We start from the raw sequence: 14,220 nt of genomic DNA on the forward strand, positions 1-14,220 counted from the left end.
ACAAGGTGCTGATTAGATGCGGAAGCGCCCCACCAGTGTCTGCAGGTAAATGCCCAGGCGTGCGAGCTCGGCACTGGAGGCGGCGGTTTCTTCACTGGCCGAAGAGGTTTGTTCCGACACATCGCGCACGTTCAATACGCTGCGGTTGATCTCCTCAGCCACCGCACTTTGCTGTTCTGCGGCAGTGGCAATCTGCGAGTTCATCGCCTGGATGGTCGAGACCGTGCGCGTGATGCTCGCCAACGCGCTGCCGGCGCGACGGGTCAGCTCGACGCTGCTGTCAGTGAGGCCACGGCTGTTGTCCATGATGGTCGCGACCTGCTGGGTGCCGCTCTGCAGGCCGACGATCAGCTCTTCGATCTCTTCGGTGGACTTCTGGGTGCGCTGGGCCAGGCTGCGCACCTCATCCGCCACCACGGCGAAGCCTCGCCCGGCTTCCCCGGCACGTGCGGCTTCAATAGCGGCGTTGAGGGCCAGCAGGTTGGTTTGCTGGGCAACGGACTTGATCACATCAAGCACGCTGCCGATCTTGTCGCTTTCACGCTTCAGGTCGCCCATGGCAACGGTGGAGTTGCCCACCTCGGTGGCCAGGCGTTCGATCTGGGCGATGGCTTCACCCACCACCTTGTCACCCTCACGGGCCTGTTGATCGGCGGCCACGGCCGCTTCAGAGGCTTCCTCGGCGTTGCGCGCGACTTCCTGCACGGTGGCGGCCATTTCGTTCATGGCGGTGGCGACCTGGTCGGTCTCGACCTTCTGGCTGTTGACGCCGGCACTGGTCTGTTCGGTCACGGCCGACAGCTGCTCGGCGGCGCTGGCGATCTGGGTGACACCTTCGCTGATCCCGCCGATCAGCTCCCGCAGGCCGACGGTCATGCTTTGCATGGCGCGTTGCAACTGGCCCAGTTCATCCTGGCGCACGGAAGTGAGGTTGTGGCTGAGGTCGCCGGAGGCCACGCGTTCGGCCACCTGCAGCGTCTGGTTCAGCGGAAGAATGATCTGGCGGGTGATGGCCCAGGCGGCCACCAGGCCGAAGATCAGCGCCAGCACGGTCGCCAGCAGCAACAGCTTTTTGGCGTGTGCGGCATCGGTGTCGCGCACCACGGTTTGCGACGTGGTGAGTTGTTCGCTGTGGCTCTGCAGAGTGTCGCCCTGGGCGCTCATGATTTTCAGCGCGGCAGCGGCGGCCGTCTGGGAGTCGCGGTACTGGCTGACGGCAGCGCGGTAGGCTTGCAGCGAAGTGCTGGCCTCCTGCAGGCTGGCCTGGTACTGCGCGGGCAGTTGTCCTTCGAGTTCGGTGATTTTCTTCAGGGCATTGTCGATGGCATCCAGGGCCGGTTGCTCGGCCTCGACCTTGCCGCTGTAGGTGTAGCCACGCACCTGGAAGCGCGCTTGCTGGATCAGTTTGCTCAGGTCGACCACGCTGTTGAACTGGGTGACGCTATCGCCTTGCAGCAGGGATTTTTCCACCTCACTGACCTTGGCCACGGCGTTGTCGGCGGTGTCGCCCAGCCTGCTGCGCGCACCTTCACGCTTGAGCCCGGCCTGGACCATGGCGCCAAAGGCTTTTTTGTATTGGTTCAGGGCATCCTGTTGCTGTTCCACCAGGGCCTTGTCGGCGGGTTGCTCGATCAGGTCGGCGGCGGTTTTGAGGCCGCTGTCCAGTTTGGCGATCAAGCCGTTGACCGCGTCCGTGCCTTGTTCGCCGCGACGCATTTCGAAGTCCAGCCGCGCCAGGCGCAAGTCCTTGGTCAGCCCGTTGAGGCTGGAGATATAGCCCAGCTTGTCACCGCGACTGGTGACATCCTCCAAGCCGGTCCAACCGGTGAAGGTGATCATCAACGTGAGCAGCAATACCAGGCCGAAGCCCACGCCGAGTTTGGTTTTGACGCTGACATTCCCCAGCTTTTCGGCTAACCAACGATACATGCTGCGAACTCCCCTGGAACAAGGCTTGGACTTATTCAAAGGTTATCGGCCAGCACGCGAAATTCTGTAGCGAAGCTGTGTCCATGTGGGAGGGGGCTTGCCCCCGATAGCGGTGTGTCATCCAGCTTATCTGTAGCTGACCCACTGCAATCCACAGGGTTGCTTAGGCGGTTAGAAGAGGCGGGCGAGCAGGGCGGTGACGGCGGTTTCGACGCGCAGGATGCGGGCGCCGAGTTGCACCGGCTGCAAGCCGGCCTTGGCCAGCAGGTCCACTTCGTAGGGAATCCAGCCGCCCTCGGGACCAATCGCCAGAGTCACTGGTTCGTCGAGACCGCGGGGGCAGGCTGGGTAGTCGCCAGGATGACCGACCAGGCCCAGGGTGCCTTCAACCAGTGCCGGCAGGCGGTCTTCGACAAACGGCTTGAAGCGCTTCTCGATAATGATCTCGGGCAGCACCGTGTCCCGCGCCTGTTCCAGGCCGAGGATCAATTGCTCGCGAATCGCCTCGGGCTCCAGGAAGGGGGTTTGCCAGAAGCTCTTCTCGACCCGGTAACTGTTGACCAGCACTACTTTGGGCACGCCCATGGCCGCTACGGTCTGCAGCACTCGGCGCAGCATCTTCGGGCGCGGCAGGGCCAGCAGCAGGGTCAGCGGCAGTTTGGCCGGCGGCGGTTGGTCGAAGCTCACATGCAACTCGGCTTCACTGGCCTCCAGGCGCAGCAGTTGGGCATTGCCCATCAACCCGCCGATGCGGCCGACGCGCAGGTTGTCGCCTACGGCGGCGCGGTGGACTTCCTGCATGTGCACCAGGCGCCGATCACGCAGCACCACGCGGTCGGCCGCGATGAAGTCGGCCTCCTCCAGCAGCAACAGGTTCACGGCTGGGTCGCTGGCGGCTGGTCGTCGTCGCGCTGGTCGTCCGGGTGTTCGCCGCGCTTGCTGATCAGGCTGCTGAACAGGATGCCGATCTCGAACAGCATCCACATCGGCACGGCCAGCAGGGTCTGGGAGAAGATGTCCGGCGGCGTGAGGATCATGCCGACCACGAAGCAGCCGATGATCACGTACGGGCGAATCTTCTTCAGGTACGCCACGTTGACCACGCCGATCCATACCAGCAGCACCACGGCCACCGGAATCTCGAAGGCCACGCCAAAGGCGAAGAACAACGTCATCACGAAGTCGAGGTAGCTGGTGATGTCGGTCATCATTTCCACACCGGCCGGGGTGGCGGCGGCGAAGAACTTGAAGATCAGCGGGAACACCAGGAAGTAGGCGAACGCCATGCCGGTGTAGAACAGCAGGATGCTCGACACCAATAACGGCACCGCGATGCGTTTCTCGTGCTTGTACAGGCCCGGCGCGATGAAGCCCCAGATCTGGTGCAGGATCACCGGGATCGCCAGGAACAGCGAGACCATCATGGTCAGCTTCAGCGGCGTGAGGAACGGCGACGACACATCGGTGGCGATCATCGTCGCGCCGGCCGGCAGATACTGGCGCAGCGGCGTGGAGACGAAGGTGTAGATCTGCTGGGTAAAGGCGAACAACCCGGCAAAGATGATGAAGATGGCCGCTACGCAACGCAGCAGGCGGGTACGCAGCTCGGTGAGGTGCGAGACCAGCGGCATGTGCTGGTCGTTTTCCGGTTTATCAGCGCTCATGGGGCTCGCGGCGGCAATGTAGGGTCATGGGGCGCGGGCGACGCGGCAGGCGTCGGCGCAGGCTGGGTTGGCGCGGAGGGTGCCACGGGAGCGGCTGCAACGGTCGGCGCGATGCTGTTTTGAGCCGCAGGTTCGACCGGTTTGGCAGGCTCCTGCACGGGCGACAGAATCTTGCGGGCTTCCTGCTCCAACGAGAGGATGTGCTCGTTGTGCAGTTGCCGGCGGATCTCGTCGGCGCCGATTTCCCGTTCAACTTCCTGTTTGATGGCGTTGAAACTGCGTTTCAGGCGCCCGATCCACAGGCCGGCCGTGCGCGCTGCACCGGGCAGGCGTTCCGGCCCCAATACCAGCAGGGCCACGAGGCCGACGAGCAGCAGTTCAGAGAAGCTGATACCAAACATTAGTCAGTGCTCACGAGTCTTTGCGGGTCGGCTCTTCGACTTTCTCAGCCTGTACGTCGAAAGTACGACGCTCGCTGATTGGCTGGGTCGCCTGCGGGTGCACAGGCTGCGCCGGAGGCACGGGGTTGACGGCAGGGTCGGCCGGCTTTTCGTCGTCGTTCATGGCTTTACGGAAGCCCTTGATCGACTCGCCCACATCGGTGCCCAGGTTCTTGAGTTTCTTGGTGCCGAATACCAGTACCACGACCACCAGAATGACGATCCAGTGTTTCCAGTCAAAAATGCCCATGCTGCGTATCCTCTAGTCTTGGTTATTCAGGCGGACGGGCGCGAGGCCTTCTCGGCGTGCCCGGACAAGCCGAAGCGACGGTCCAGTTCATCCAGCACAGCCTGTGGGTGCTGCCCCAGTTGGGCGAGCATGACCAGGCTATGGAACCACAGGTCGGCGGTCTCGTAGATGACATCGCTGCAGTCGCCGCTGAGCTGCGCATCCTTGGCGGCGATGATGGTCTCGATGGACTCTTCGCCGAGTTTTTCCAGAATCTTGTTCAGGCCCTTGTGGTACAGGCTGGCGACGTAGGAGCTGTCGGCGTCCGCGCCTTTGCGGTCTTCCAGCACCTGGGCCACACGGTTCAGGGTATCGCTCATGTCTAGTGTCCTGCCGAGTAGATAGCGTGCGGGTCTTTGAGCACCGGCTCCACGACTTTCCATTCGCCGTTCTCGAACACGCGATAGAAGCAGCTGTGACGGCCGGTGTGGCAGGCGATGTCGCCGATCTGCTCGACCATCAGGATCACCACGTCGGCGTCGCAGTCGATGCGCATCTCGTGCAGGGTCTGCACGTGCCCGGACTCTTCGCCCTTGCGCCACAGTTTGCCACGCGAGCGTGACCAGTAGATGGCACGCTGCTCAGTGGCGGTGAGGCTCAGGGCCTCGCGGTTCATCCAGGCCATCATCAGCACGCGCCCGGTCTTGTAGTCCTGGGCAATGGCCGGCACCAGGCCGTCACTGTCCCACTTGATCTCGTCCAGCCAGTCTTTCATGTTCAGCTCCGGCAATTTGCGACAGTGTATAACCGGATTGGCTATCGACGCACGATCAGATAAACACCCACGGCGACCATGATGCCGGCCGGCCAGTGGCCCAGTGGGTTCAGCGGGCCACCAATGGCGAGCATGACGCCGCCGACCAGATGCGCGGCGCCCAGCAGGCGCAGGAACCAGTCGTCCTTGGGCTTCTTCCAGGGCGGCGACGGGTCCTTGGCGTGGGGTTGGGACATGCGCTCCAACAGGTCGCGGGTCATGTTGGCCAGATGCGGCAGTTGCTCCATCTGGCTGTGCAGGTTGCCGAGCATGGTTTTCGGGCTCATACGCTCGCGCATCCAGCGTTCGAGGAACGGCTGTGCGGTATTCCACAGGTCGAGGTCCGGGTACAGCTGGCGGCCCAGGCCTTCGATGTTCAGCAGGGTTTTCTGCAATAGCACCAATTGTGGCTGCACTTCCATATTGAAGCGCCGCGCGGTCTGGAACAGGCGCATCAGTACCTGGCCGAAGGAAATATCTTTTAACGGTTTTTCGAAGATTGGCTCGCACACCGTGCGGATCGCCGCTTCGAACTCGTTGAGCTTGGTCTCGGCCGGCACCCAACCCGAGTCGATGTGCAATTGCGCCACACGGCGGTAGTCGCGCTTGAAGAAGGCGAACAGGTTGCGCGCCAGGTAGTCCTGGTCTTCCGGAGTCAGGCTGCCGACGATGCCGCAGTCGATCGCGATGTACTGCGGGCTCCACGGGTTGACCGTGCTCACGAAGATGTTGCCCGGGTGCATGTCGGCGTGGAAGAAACTGTCGCGGAACACCTGGGTGAAGAAAATCTCCACGCCACGCTCGGCAAGCATCTTCATGTCGGTGCGCTGGTCGGCCAGGGTCGCGAGGTCGGTGACCTGCACGCCGTAGATGCGCTCCATCACCAGTACTTTCGGGCGGCACCAGTCCCAGTACACCTGCGGCACGTACAGCAACGGCGAGCCTTCGAAGTTGCGCTTGAGCTGGCTGGCGTTGGCCGCTTCGCGCAGCAGGTCGAGTTCGTCGTAGATGGTTTTTTCGTAGTCGGCGACCACGTCCACCGGGTGCAGCAGGCGTGCGTCGGCGCTGAAGCGCTCGGCAGCGCGGGCGAGGATGAACAGCCACGCCAGGTCCTGGCCGATGATCGGCTTGAGGCCGGGGCGGATCACCTTCACCACCACTTCTTCGCCGGTCTTGAGTTGCGCGGCGTGCACCTGGGCGACCGAGGCCGAGGCCAGCGGGTCGACGTCGAAACGGCTGAACACGTCGCTGATCTTCTTGCCCAGTTGCTCTTCGATGAGCTTCATCGATTGCTGGGAGTCGAACGGCGGCACGCGGTCCTGCAGCAGCATCAGCTCGTCGGCGATGTCTTCGGGCAGCAGGTCGCGGCGGGTCGAGAGGATCTGCCCGAACTTGATGAAGATCGGCCCCAGGTCCTGCAAGGCCAGGCGCAGGCGTGCGCCTCTGCTGAGTTCCAGCTGTTTGCGCGGGAACCAGCGCCATGGCAGCGCATAGCGCACGGCGAGCAGGAACCACGGCAGGGGCAGGGCGAACAGCAGGTCATCGAGGCGGTAGCGGATTACGACGCGCTGGATACGAAACAAACGGCGGACGGCGAGCAGCTTCATGCGTTATCGCTTGGATCAAGGGAACGGCTCAGGCGCTCGAAGCGCGCCTCAAGGCGTTCCAGGTCGATTTTGGCCTTGTCGAGTTCACGAAAGCGCGCTTGCGCTTCCCGCTCCCCGACCAGGGTGCGCGATTCTTCGCTCAGGTATTCGGCGAGGTTCTGGTTGAGGCTGGCGAACCCTTGCTGGTACCAGCGCGAACGGCTGCGCAGGTGCCCGCTGATCAACTGGGTGGTGACGGGGCCGATCCAGCGCGACAGTTCGTATTCCCAGTCCAGTTCCAGGTCCTGCAGGATGGCTGCGAGGTCCATCAGCACCGAGCTGTCGCCTTCCAGCTCGACTTCGGCGCTGTGCAGGATGGCGGTCTTGTTGCGGCTCAGGGCCAGGTGCAACAGGCTCGATGCCGGCGCACGCAGCGTACAGTCGGCGTCGGCGGCCCACTGGGTCGCGAGCATCAGGCCTTCATCGCTGGGCAGGATAAACAGCTGCAAGCTGGGGCTGCGGCAATCGACGGCAATGACTTTGCCGTTGAGGTGCGCAAGCCGTGCCAGGGCGGTGCTGTCCAGGCGCAGCACACGGTTGAGGCCGTGTTCAACGCTGGCGAGAAGGCCTTTGATCAGCATCAGGGCTTGATGCCGCGATGCAGGGCGACGATACCCGAGGTCATGTTGTGGTAGGTCACGCGGTCGAAACCGGCCTCTACCATCATCGACTTCAGGGTTTCCTGGTCGGGGTGCATGCGGATCGATTCGGCCAGGTACCGATAGCTGTCCGGGTCATTGAGCACCAGCTTGCCCACCAGTGGCATGAAGGCGAACGAGTAGGTGTCGTAGACCTTGGACATCACTGCATTGGTCGGCTTGGAGAACTCCAGCACCAACAGGCGGCCACCCGGCTTGAGTACGCGCAGCATCGAGCGGATCGCGTCTTCCTTATGGGTCACGTTGCGCAGGCCGAAGGCGATGGTCACGCAGTCGAAATGGTTGTCCGGGAATGGCAGCTTCTCGGCATCCGCCTGGACGAACTCGATATTGCCGGCCACGCCTTTATCCAGCAGGCGATCGCGACCGACCTTGAGCATCGAACTGTTGATGTCGGCCAGCACCACCTGGCCGGTCGGGCCGACGAGCTTGGAGAACTTGGCCGCCAGATCGCCCGTGCCGCCGGCGATGTCCAGCACGCGGTTGCCGGGGCGAACGCCCGACAACTCGATGGTGAACCGCTTCCACAGGCGGTGCATGCCGCCCGACAGCACGTCGTTCATCAAGTCGTACTTGGCTGCCACGGAGTGGAACACCTCAGCGACTTTTTCCGCTTTTTGGCTTTCCGGGACGTTCTTGAAGCCGAAGTGAGTGGTGGGTTCGGCATCGCTGCCTTTGCGCTGATCAGTCATATCGCTGTCACCAAAAGAGAATGCGGGACATGATAATCCCCAAGGCCTGCTTTGTCTTGGCAAGGCTGAAGGTAAGATGGGCGGTCAGCGAGACCTTTTGCCGCATCGAAGGTATCCAAGTCCCTATAAAGAGGAGTCATTGCAATGGCCCGTATAACTGTTGAGCGTGCACATTCCCTGGGTAAAGAGGGCGCGCGGGCAAAGGCCGACAAGTTGGCGCACAAACTCAAGGAGCAATACGGCCTGGAGCCGTCGTGGTCCGGCGATACCTTGAATCTCAAGCGTTCGGGGGTTAAAGGCACGGTATTAGTCGCTGAGGATTCGCTGCGCATTGATGTGGAGCTGGGGCTGTTGATGTCGGCCATGAGTGGCACCATCAAGTCCGAAATCGAAAAGGCCCTGGATAAGGCGCTGGCGTGATCCCATTGTTCTTAGGGTGCCGATTCTAATTTTCCCGCCTACTTTGTGCCCAAGCCCTCAACTCCTGTGGGCCGTTCCTCCCCCCTATTCTGCGTGAGGTGCACCATGGCCAAAGTTATCCTGAAGAAAAAAATCGACGCCCAGACCACCACCCTGAGCGAGGTCAAGTCCTACGCCCGCAAGATTTGGTTGGCGGGTCTGGGGGCTTACGCCAAGGTCGGAAGCGAGGGCGGCGAGTACTTCAAAGAGCTGGTTAAAACTGGGCAACATGTTGAAAGCAAAGGCAAAAAAGTTGCAGTTGAACAACTTGAGGCCGCCAACAGTCAGATTGACCAAGTAAAGAGTAATGTCTCCGCAGTCAAAGGTCTGGTAGAAGTTCAGCTGGATAAAGTTGAAAAAGCTTTTGATACTCGCGTTGCCAGTGCCTTGAATCGAATCGGCATTGCGTCTAAACATGACGTTGAGACACTCTCTGCTAAGCTCGAAGAGCTGACGACATTGCTAGAACGTGTCGCGCGTAAACACTAAGGAGACATCGGGATGGCTGTTAAAAAGACTACTCAGAAAGAAGGCAGCTCGTGGGTCGGGGAAGTTGAAAAATATTCCCGTAAGATCTGGCTTGCTGGTTTAGGCGTGTACTCGAAGGTTAGCAGTGACGGCGGCAAATACTTCGAGACTTTGGTCAAGGACGGCGAGAAGGCCGAGAAGTTGACCAAAACCACGGTTGGAAAAAAAGTTGAAGCGGCCAAGGCAACTGCCGGCTCTGCCAAATCCAGCATTGCTGACACTTGGGAGAAGTTGGAACAGACTTTCGACAAGCGCCTCGCCAGTGCCGTTTCGCGACTGGGCGTGCCGAGTAAAGCTGAACTCAAAACGCTGCACAGCAAGGTCGATACCCTGACCAGGCAAATTGAAAAACTCACCGGCGCCAAAGTGGCTCCGGCGAAAACCGCAGCCGCCAAACCTGCTGCCAAGCCTGCCGCTAAAACAGCAGCGGCCAAACCGGCTGCCAAAACTGCCGCCAAGCCTCTGGTAAAAGCCGCCGCCAAGCCGGCCGCCAAACCAGCGGCCAAGGCTGCTGCGAAGCCAGCCGCCAAAACTGCTGCAGCCAAACCCGCTGCCAAGCCTGTCGCTGCGAAAGCTGCTGCCAAGCCAGCCGCTAAACCAGCGGCTAAACCCGCAGCCTTGGCTGCTGCTAAACCCGCAGCCAAGGCTGCTGCAAAACCAGCAGCAAAACCTGCCGCCAAGCCAGCGACCAAAACCGCAGCGGCCAAGCCAGCCGCCAAGTCGGCCGCCGCGAAACCGGCTGCCAAGCCAGCGGCAAAACCAGCCGCCGCGAAGAAGCCTGCGGTAGCGAAAAAACCAGCAGCACCGAAGCCAGCTGTTGCCAAGCCTGCTACTGCGCCAACCGCCTCCACAGCCAACTCGGTGTCCGCGCCGACCCCTGCTGCTGCGACCCCGACTGCAACGCCGGTAACCCCGACGCCATCCAGTCAGTCCTGATTTTTTCCAGGAGACGAAAAATGCCCGGCCTACGAAGGTCGGGCATTTTTTTGCGCCCCCTAAGGCCGTTTCGTCAGTTGTAAGTGATGGAAACGGTGACCGCGCTGACCAGGCTGCCCTGGGTGATGGCTTCACCGGTCTTATGGTAAGCCGCCGCGAGGGGAAGTACAGCCTTGTTGCCGTTCGTCGTCACAGTTCGGCTGCGCTGCTCAGGGGTGCCATTGGCGGGGATGGTCGAAAGGGTGGGCGCGCGATGTGTCAGCCACAGCGCAGTGCCTTTTGAGCCGCCGGTATTGGCAAATAACTCGCCGTTGCCCACGGCGGGTGTTCCGGCAAATAGGAAGATCACGTTACGGATATCCGATTCGCAGTCGGCGGTAACCTCGAAGTCGAGCTGGCCGGCGGAGGGGCTCGCGTCCAGGTCGGAAATCTTGATCGTTGGCAACGTAATGTTCCGATTTTCGTCGCCCGCTGCCAGGTTGCAGGTGCCGGCGTTGACTTGTCCGGCGAAACTCAAAGTGCCGGTAGTCGCGGCGTGGGCGGTGAGGCTGACGAGTCCGCCAATCATGGTCATTAGCAGGGGAATGCTTCGAAGGTACATCGGGTTTTCCTCGGGTTTCAGTTAGTTGTAGGTAATGCTGACGGTGGCGGTACTAGCCAGAGTGCCTGGGCTGACCCTGCCGTTTTTGTGGTACGCGGCGCTGAGCGGCAAGACTGCCCGATCACCGGACACCGTCACCGTGCGCTGGTCATTGACGCTGATGGTCTGAGGCACGCCGTTGATGCGTGAGTAGAGCCACAGCCCTATGCCTTGGGCAGTGCCCGTATTGGCGAACAGTGCGGTGTTGTCTGGCGCGGGCGTCCCGGTAAAACGAAAGGTGACGCTGCCGGCATCGGTGCAATTGGCGGTGAGATCGAAGTTCTGAACGCCGGCGTACGCTGCGTCGTTCAAATCGCCGACATTGATCGGGGCAAGTGTGATCAGGCGGTTGACGTCCCCGGCGGCCAGGTCACAAGTGGCGGGAGCCCGGATGAAACGTATGGCGTTGCCGAACACCAATCGAAAACTTTCCGGGACGTTATGCCACCTGTCCTCCCAGAGGCTCCCACTGGGTATGGTCCCGTCTGCCACTGTGCCCATCCTGTAGAAAGTGACTTGCGCCGAGGTGAAGCTTTGGACTTTCCCGGGGTACATAACGGTGTGCTGACTGAAGAGCCCGAAGTTTGCCGGCCCGCCATCGGCCCATGTCATCGACACCGTGATACCGATACCGGGCACCTCAGTGCGATAGATAAGTGTGCCGGGGTACAGATCGCGTGCGTAGCGCCCGGTAATCGTCCTCAGCGTCTGCCCCCAGCAATGGGTTGTGAAGCCGGGCGATGTGCCGTTGAACGCCTGTCGCAGGATCACGCCGCCGACAGGAATGCTGTCCGGCACGCTGATTGTCGTGGCCGTATTGAGGGTCAGCGTTGCATCCGGGTACCTGTCACAGGCCGCCTGTGCAGTGATCGATGTGCCCAGGGCCAGTAGTGCCGCCAGGAGGGGGAGGTGATGTTTCATCTTCAGTCCATCGTGAAAAGTGGCTGTGTAAACACGGGATGAACGGCCGGCCGCAGTCATTGGCATGCACCTGCGTCCACCTGAAGCAAGCGGTTGGCACCCTGTTGTCCACTGACGTCGTAACGAAGCCGGCAGGAAGCGTTTCCCTCGGACCCCCACTTCACCGCCAGTACCCCCTGGGAGCGCGGTACGCGCACAAAGGCTTTGCCACCCTGGCCGACCACGCCGACGCTGTCGCCATTCTCGTCGAACACATCGGAACCGAAGGGCAGCAGGCTGCCATCCTTGCGTAATGCAGAGATCAATAAGGCTTGGCCGCTGACGGTGTCGAAGTGCAGTTTCACCACCGAGCCTGCACGGGGGGCGACGTTTTGCGCGGCGCTCTTGAGTTCCACATCTACAGACAGATCCTTGGGGTCCAACTCGACCACGTTCTGGCGATAAGGTGTGAGGTACGGCACCACGGCATACCCGCCCTTGCCGACCTGGGCGCCGTGATTGCCATTGATCCGCGCACCTTGTGCGCCTGGGGCCTGGACAATGCCAATGGTTTCGCCCAGTTCCGGTGCGAAAATCACACCACCTGCGTGAGCGACGATGCCGCCGGTCATGCCCAGGGGCGTTGCGCGGTAGGCGTTGCTCTGGCCGAACCCTGCCGACAGCACGCCGTGGCTGGTCTGGTATTTCATGTCGGCAGAGACCGAGTTACTGCGGCCCTGCGTACGGCTACCCCCCACTCCGTAGCTGAATTGGCCGCGCTCGCCCAGGGTGCCGCCGAGGTTCATCCGTTCACCGCTGCTTTGATCGCCGCGATAGACAGTGGTGGTCAGGGTGGGGGAGCGTGCGTCGCTGCCTAAGGGCAGGCTCAGGGTCAGTTCCACTTGCTTGTCGACCCGCTCGCTCAGCAGATCCTTGGTGCGCTGGGCGCTGAGGGTGTAGCGCAGGCCCTTCCAGTTGCCGCTGTAACCGGTGGTAAAGGTCAGGTTGCCGCTGGTGCGGTTCCAGTAGTTTTGCGAGGATCCGGTCAGGTAGACCGTGCCGTTGCTCAAGCTTTGATTGAGGCTGATGTCCATCCTGTCGCGCAGACGCGATACGTTATCCAAGTTGTGCCCGCCGATGGCGAGGTCGCGCACCCGTGCGGCGTCGGCGATGCTCAGAAAGCCTTGCGTGGAGTATCGGTAGGCGCCGAGGGCGAAGTGGGTGCCGGTGTCGGTGAAGTTCTTGCTGTAGCGCAGCTGCACGCTTTGCCCCTGGCGTGAACCGTGGCCCGGTAATGTTGCATCTGAGTGGGTCAGGTCAAGGGAGAGCGCTCCATACGGGGTATTGAATGCCGCGCCCAGCAATTGCGACAAGTAGTCGTCACCCGCCACCGTCCCGGTGTAGCCGGTCACCAGGTTACTGAGGCCGTGCTGGTAAGTGGCTTGTACCAGCCTTGGGGGATGGCGCAGGCCGATTTCATCCATCCTGCCGACGCTAAGGGAATAGCGGCTGTGGCCAGTGCGCAGCAGATTGGCGTTGGCGGCGAATGGCACTATGAATTCGCGTCGACGGCCATCTGCCTCGGTCACCGTGACGGTCAAGTCGCCGCCATAACCGGTAGGAAACAAATCGTTGAGCACGAACGGGCCAGGAGCGACCGACACTTCATCCAACAACACGCCCCGTTGGCGCACGGTGACCCGTGCATTGGTCTCGGCGATGCCGCGCACGACCGGGGCGAACCCGGTCTGAGAGTCCGGCAGCATCCGATCATCGCTGAACAGGCTGGCACCACGCAGGCGCACGCTGTCGAACAGTTCGCCTGGGGTATAGATTTCGCCGAGCATCATCTGTGATCGCAGCGGGCTCAACTCGCGCTGCACATAGGTGCTGCTGCGCTGATAGCCCGAGGAGGTTTCGGTCTGGCTGAAGCTGCCGCTGTGGCGCCAGTGCCAGTCTCCCAGATTGAGCCCCGTATTCAGGCCCAGGTAATGAGAGTCGACGGAGCGGCCATTTGTGCGGGTCTCAAAGGTGTTGGCGTTGTAGCGCACGAAAGCCGCGTCGACCCCGCCGTCCCAGTGCCTGGGGTCGACATAACCGCGTGCTTTACGTGCCAGGTAGATCTGAGGAACCTGCAGGGTCAGGCGGTTTTCGCCCGGGTCGAATTGACCGGTGCTTCCCGGCAGGTAGGTTGAGATGTCTTCGCAGGGTGCAAACGCGGGAGTGGGCGTTTGTCTGGCTTCGCTGGGTTGAGCTTGTGCCGCGTCCAAGTCGATGCCAAACCTGAGCACGACATCTCGCTCCAGGCACATCTGTGCGGAATCTCGGCCCTTTACCGCGACAAACGTGAGGCTTTCGCGCCCAATCCATTGGCCATTGAGATAAACGTCGGTGCGGTAGCTGCCGGGCAGCACGACGTTACCCTGGCTGAATTTGCCTATGTCGACTTGTTGGCCGCCAACCCCATCCGGGAAGAAGGCCGGGTTGAACCTGACATTCTCGGCACCTTGGGCGCCCACAGCATAGGCGCTGCTCATCAGTAAAAGGCAGCGCGTCGCAAGCATCAATTGATGACGCGCAAAAGGCCAGTTTCTTAAACTGGCGCGGGTGTTAAAACTCATGTGTACCACTTCCAAAAAATAGGGGCTGTCCGAATTTGGGCAATGGGAAGCCCTTCCCTGAAA

General features: G+C 61.4%; 16 protein-coding genes and 1 pseudogene. 3 read left to right on the forward strand and 14 right to left on the reverse strand.

Annotated features, from left to right (window positions below; all coding sequences use genetic code 11):
* Positions 1 to 12: 12 nt before the first annotated feature.
* The 11 genes and pseudogenes from BM017_RS29660 to ubiE form a co-directional block, all read right to left on the reverse strand.
* Complete coding sequence (locus BM017_RS29660; RefSeq protein ID WP_371322038.1) at positions 13 to 885, reverse strand: methyl-accepting chemotaxis protein; 873 nt, start codon at positions 883 to 885, stop codon at positions 13 to 15.
* Positions 871 to 1,929 (reverse strand): annotated as a pseudogene (locus BM017_RS29665) (methyl-accepting chemotaxis protein); the annotation flags it as partial. The gene BM017_RS29660 and the pseudogene BM017_RS29665, both read right to left, overlap by 15 nt.
* 171 nt (positions 1,930 to 2,100) lie before the next feature.
* On the reverse strand, positions 2,101 to 2,808 hold the full coding sequence (locus BM017_RS16625) for a 16S rRNA (uracil(1498)-N(3))-methyltransferase (RefSeq protein WP_092246351.1): 708 nt from the start codon (positions 2,806 to 2,808) through the stop codon (positions 2,101 to 2,103).
* Positions 2,805 to 3,593 (reverse strand): twin-arginine translocase subunit TatC, encoded by a 789-nt coding sequence (tatC, locus tag BM017_RS16630; RefSeq protein ID WP_058423693.1) that lies wholly within the window; start codon positions 3,591 to 3,593, stop codon positions 2,805 to 2,807. The genes BM017_RS16625 and tatC overlap by 4 nt, the downstream gene beginning before the upstream one ends.
* Positions 3,590 to 3,994 (reverse strand): Sec-independent protein translocase protein TatB, encoded by a 405-nt coding sequence (gene tatB / locus BM017_RS16635; RefSeq protein WP_092246354.1) that lies wholly within the window; start codon positions 3,992 to 3,994, stop codon positions 3,590 to 3,592. Before tatB ends, tatC begins: the two co-directional genes overlap by 4 nt.
* Before the next feature lie 10 nt (positions 3,995 to 4,004).
* Positions 4,005 to 4,283 carry a twin-arginine translocase TatA/TatE family subunit gene (locus tag BM017_RS16640; protein WP_071492390.1) on the reverse strand — a complete coding sequence of 93 codons (279 nt, stop codon included), beginning with the start codon at positions 4,281 to 4,283 and terminating at the stop codon, positions 4,005 to 4,007.
* Positions 4,284 to 4,309: 26 nt separating this feature from the next.
* On the reverse strand, positions 4,310 to 4,642 hold the full coding sequence (locus BM017_RS16645) for a phosphoribosyl-ATP diphosphatase (RefSeq protein WP_071492389.1): 333 nt from the start codon (positions 4,640 to 4,642) through the stop codon (positions 4,310 to 4,312).
* A gap of 2 nt (positions 4,643 to 4,644) precedes the next feature.
* A complete protein-coding gene (gene hisI / locus BM017_RS16650) occupies positions 4,645 to 5,037 on the reverse strand; it encodes a phosphoribosyl-AMP cyclohydrolase (RefSeq protein WP_058423690.1) in 393 nt (130 codons plus the stop codon).
* A gap of 41 nt (positions 5,038 to 5,078) precedes the next feature.
* Complete coding sequence (ubiB, locus tag BM017_RS16655; RefSeq protein ID WP_092246357.1) at positions 5,079 to 6,683, reverse strand: ubiquinone biosynthesis regulatory protein kinase UbiB; 1,605 nt, start codon at positions 6,681 to 6,683, stop codon at positions 5,079 to 5,081.
* Positions 6,680 to 7,303: a ubiquinone biosynthesis accessory factor UbiJ gene (locus BM017_RS16660; RefSeq protein WP_092246360.1), complete on the reverse strand. Its 624-nt coding sequence runs from the start codon at positions 7,301 to 7,303 to the stop codon at positions 6,680 to 6,682. The genes ubiB and BM017_RS16660 overlap by 4 nt, the downstream gene beginning before the upstream one ends.
* Entirely contained in the window at positions 7,303 to 8,073 is a 771-nt protein-coding gene (ubiE, locus tag BM017_RS16665; RefSeq protein ID WP_016972732.1) for a bifunctional demethylmenaquinone methyltransferase/2-methoxy-6-polyprenyl-1,4-benzoquinol methylase UbiE, read from the reverse strand. The genes BM017_RS16660 and ubiE overlap by 1 nt, the downstream gene beginning before the upstream one ends.
* A gap of 144 nt (positions 8,074 to 8,217) precedes the next feature.
* Between ubiE and BM017_RS16670 the strand changes: the two genes are divergently transcribed.
* The 3 genes from BM017_RS16670 (at position 8,218) to BM017_RS16680 (ending at position 9,996) form a co-directional block, all read left to right on the forward strand.
* Positions 8,218 to 8,493, forward strand: a complete 276-nt coding sequence (locus BM017_RS16670) for a polyhydroxyalkanoic acid system family protein (RefSeq protein ID WP_071492386.1) — start codon at positions 8,218 to 8,220, stop codon at positions 8,491 to 8,493.
* 105 nt (positions 8,494 to 8,598) lie between these two features.
* On the forward strand, positions 8,599 to 9,021 hold the full coding sequence (locus tag BM017_RS16675; protein WP_028615406.1) for a phasin family protein: 423 nt from the start codon (positions 8,599 to 8,601) through the stop codon (positions 9,019 to 9,021).
* Between the two features lie 12 nt (positions 9,022 to 9,033).
* Entirely contained in the window at positions 9,034 to 9,996 is a 963-nt protein-coding gene (locus tag BM017_RS16680) for a phasin family protein (RefSeq protein WP_092246363.1), read from the forward strand.
* A 73-nt stretch (positions 9,997 to 10,069) separates the two neighbouring features.
* Here the strand turns inward: BM017_RS16680 and BM017_RS16685 are convergent, their stop codons facing one another.
* From BM017_RS16685 to BM017_RS16695, 3 genes are read right to left on the reverse strand one after another with little or no spacing between them, the layout of a single operon-like run.
* Positions 10,070 to 10,597: a fimbrial protein gene (locus BM017_RS16685; protein WP_092246366.1), complete on the reverse strand. Its 528-nt coding sequence runs from the start codon at positions 10,595 to 10,597 to the stop codon at positions 10,070 to 10,072.
* Between the two features lie 21 nt (positions 10,598 to 10,618).
* Positions 10,619 to 11,557, reverse strand: coding sequence for a fimbrial protein (locus BM017_RS16690; RefSeq protein ID WP_092246369.1), 939 nt, complete (start codon positions 11,555 to 11,557; stop codon positions 10,619 to 10,621).
* Between the two features lie 56 nt (positions 11,558 to 11,613).
* Positions 11,614 to 14,157: a fimbria/pilus outer membrane usher protein gene (locus BM017_RS16695; RefSeq protein WP_092246372.1), complete on the reverse strand. Its 2,544-nt coding sequence runs from the start codon at positions 14,155 to 14,157 to the stop codon at positions 11,614 to 11,616.
* Positions 14,158 to 14,220 lie beyond the last annotated feature (63 nt).

The sequence above is a fragment of the Pseudomonas sp. NFPP04 genome, assembly GCF_900113815.1.
GTDB classification, from domain to species: domain Bacteria; phylum Pseudomonadota; class Gammaproteobacteria; order Pseudomonadales; family Pseudomonadaceae; genus Aquipseudomonas; species Aquipseudomonas extremorientalis.

Coding starts and splice junctions, on each gene's coding strand:
- BM017_RS29660 (WP_371322038.1), bottom strand. CDS start 885: ATGCAAAGCATGACCGTCGGCCTGCGGGAGCTGATCGGCGGGATCAGC.
- tatC (WP_058423693.1), bottom strand. CDS start 3,593: ATGAGCGCTGATAAACCGGAAAACGACCAGCACATGCCGCTGGTCTCG.
- tatB (WP_092246354.1), bottom strand. CDS start 3,994: ATGTTTGGTATCAGCTTCTCTGAACTGCTGCTCGTCGGCCTCGTGGCC.
- BM017_RS16640 (WP_071492390.1), bottom strand. CDS start 4,283: ATGGGCATTTTTGACTGGAAACACTGGATCGTCATTCTGGTGGTCGTG.
- BM017_RS16645 (WP_071492389.1), bottom strand. CDS start 4,642: ATGAGCGATACCCTGAACCGTGTGGCCCAGGTGCTGGAAGACCGCAAA.
- hisI (WP_058423690.1), bottom strand. CDS start 5,037: ATGAAAGACTGGCTGGACGAGATCAAGTGGGACAGTGACGGCCTGGTG.
- ubiB (WP_092246357.1), bottom strand. CDS start 6,683: ATGAAGCTGCTCGCCGTCCGCCGTTTGTTTCGTATCCAGCGCGTCGTA.
- BM017_RS16660 (WP_092246360.1), bottom strand. CDS start 7,303: ATGCTGATCAAAGGCCTTCTCGCCAGCGTTGAACACGGCCTCAACCGT.
- ubiE (WP_016972732.1), bottom strand. CDS start 8,073: ATGACTGATCAGCGCAAAGGCAGCGATGCCGAACCCACCACTCACTTC.
- BM017_RS16670 (WP_071492386.1), top strand. CDS start 8,218: ATGGCCCGTATAACTGTTGAGCGTGCACATTCCCTGGGTAAAGAGGGC.
- BM017_RS16675 (WP_028615406.1), top strand. CDS start 8,599: ATGGCCAAAGTTATCCTGAAGAAAAAAATCGACGCCCAGACCACCACC.
- BM017_RS16680 (WP_092246363.1), top strand. CDS start 9,034: ATGGCTGTTAAAAAGACTACTCAGAAAGAAGGCAGCTCGTGGGTCGGG.
- BM017_RS16685 (WP_092246366.1), bottom strand. CDS start 10,597: ATGTACCTTCGAAGCATTCCCCTGCTAATGACCATGATTGGCGGACTC.
- BM017_RS16690 (WP_092246369.1), bottom strand. CDS start 11,557: ATGAAACATCACCTCCCCCTCCTGGCGGCACTACTGGCCCTGGGCACA.
- BM017_RS16695 (WP_092246372.1), bottom strand. CDS start 14,157: ATGAGTTTTAACACCCGCGCCAGTTTAAGAAACTGGCCTTTTGCGCGT.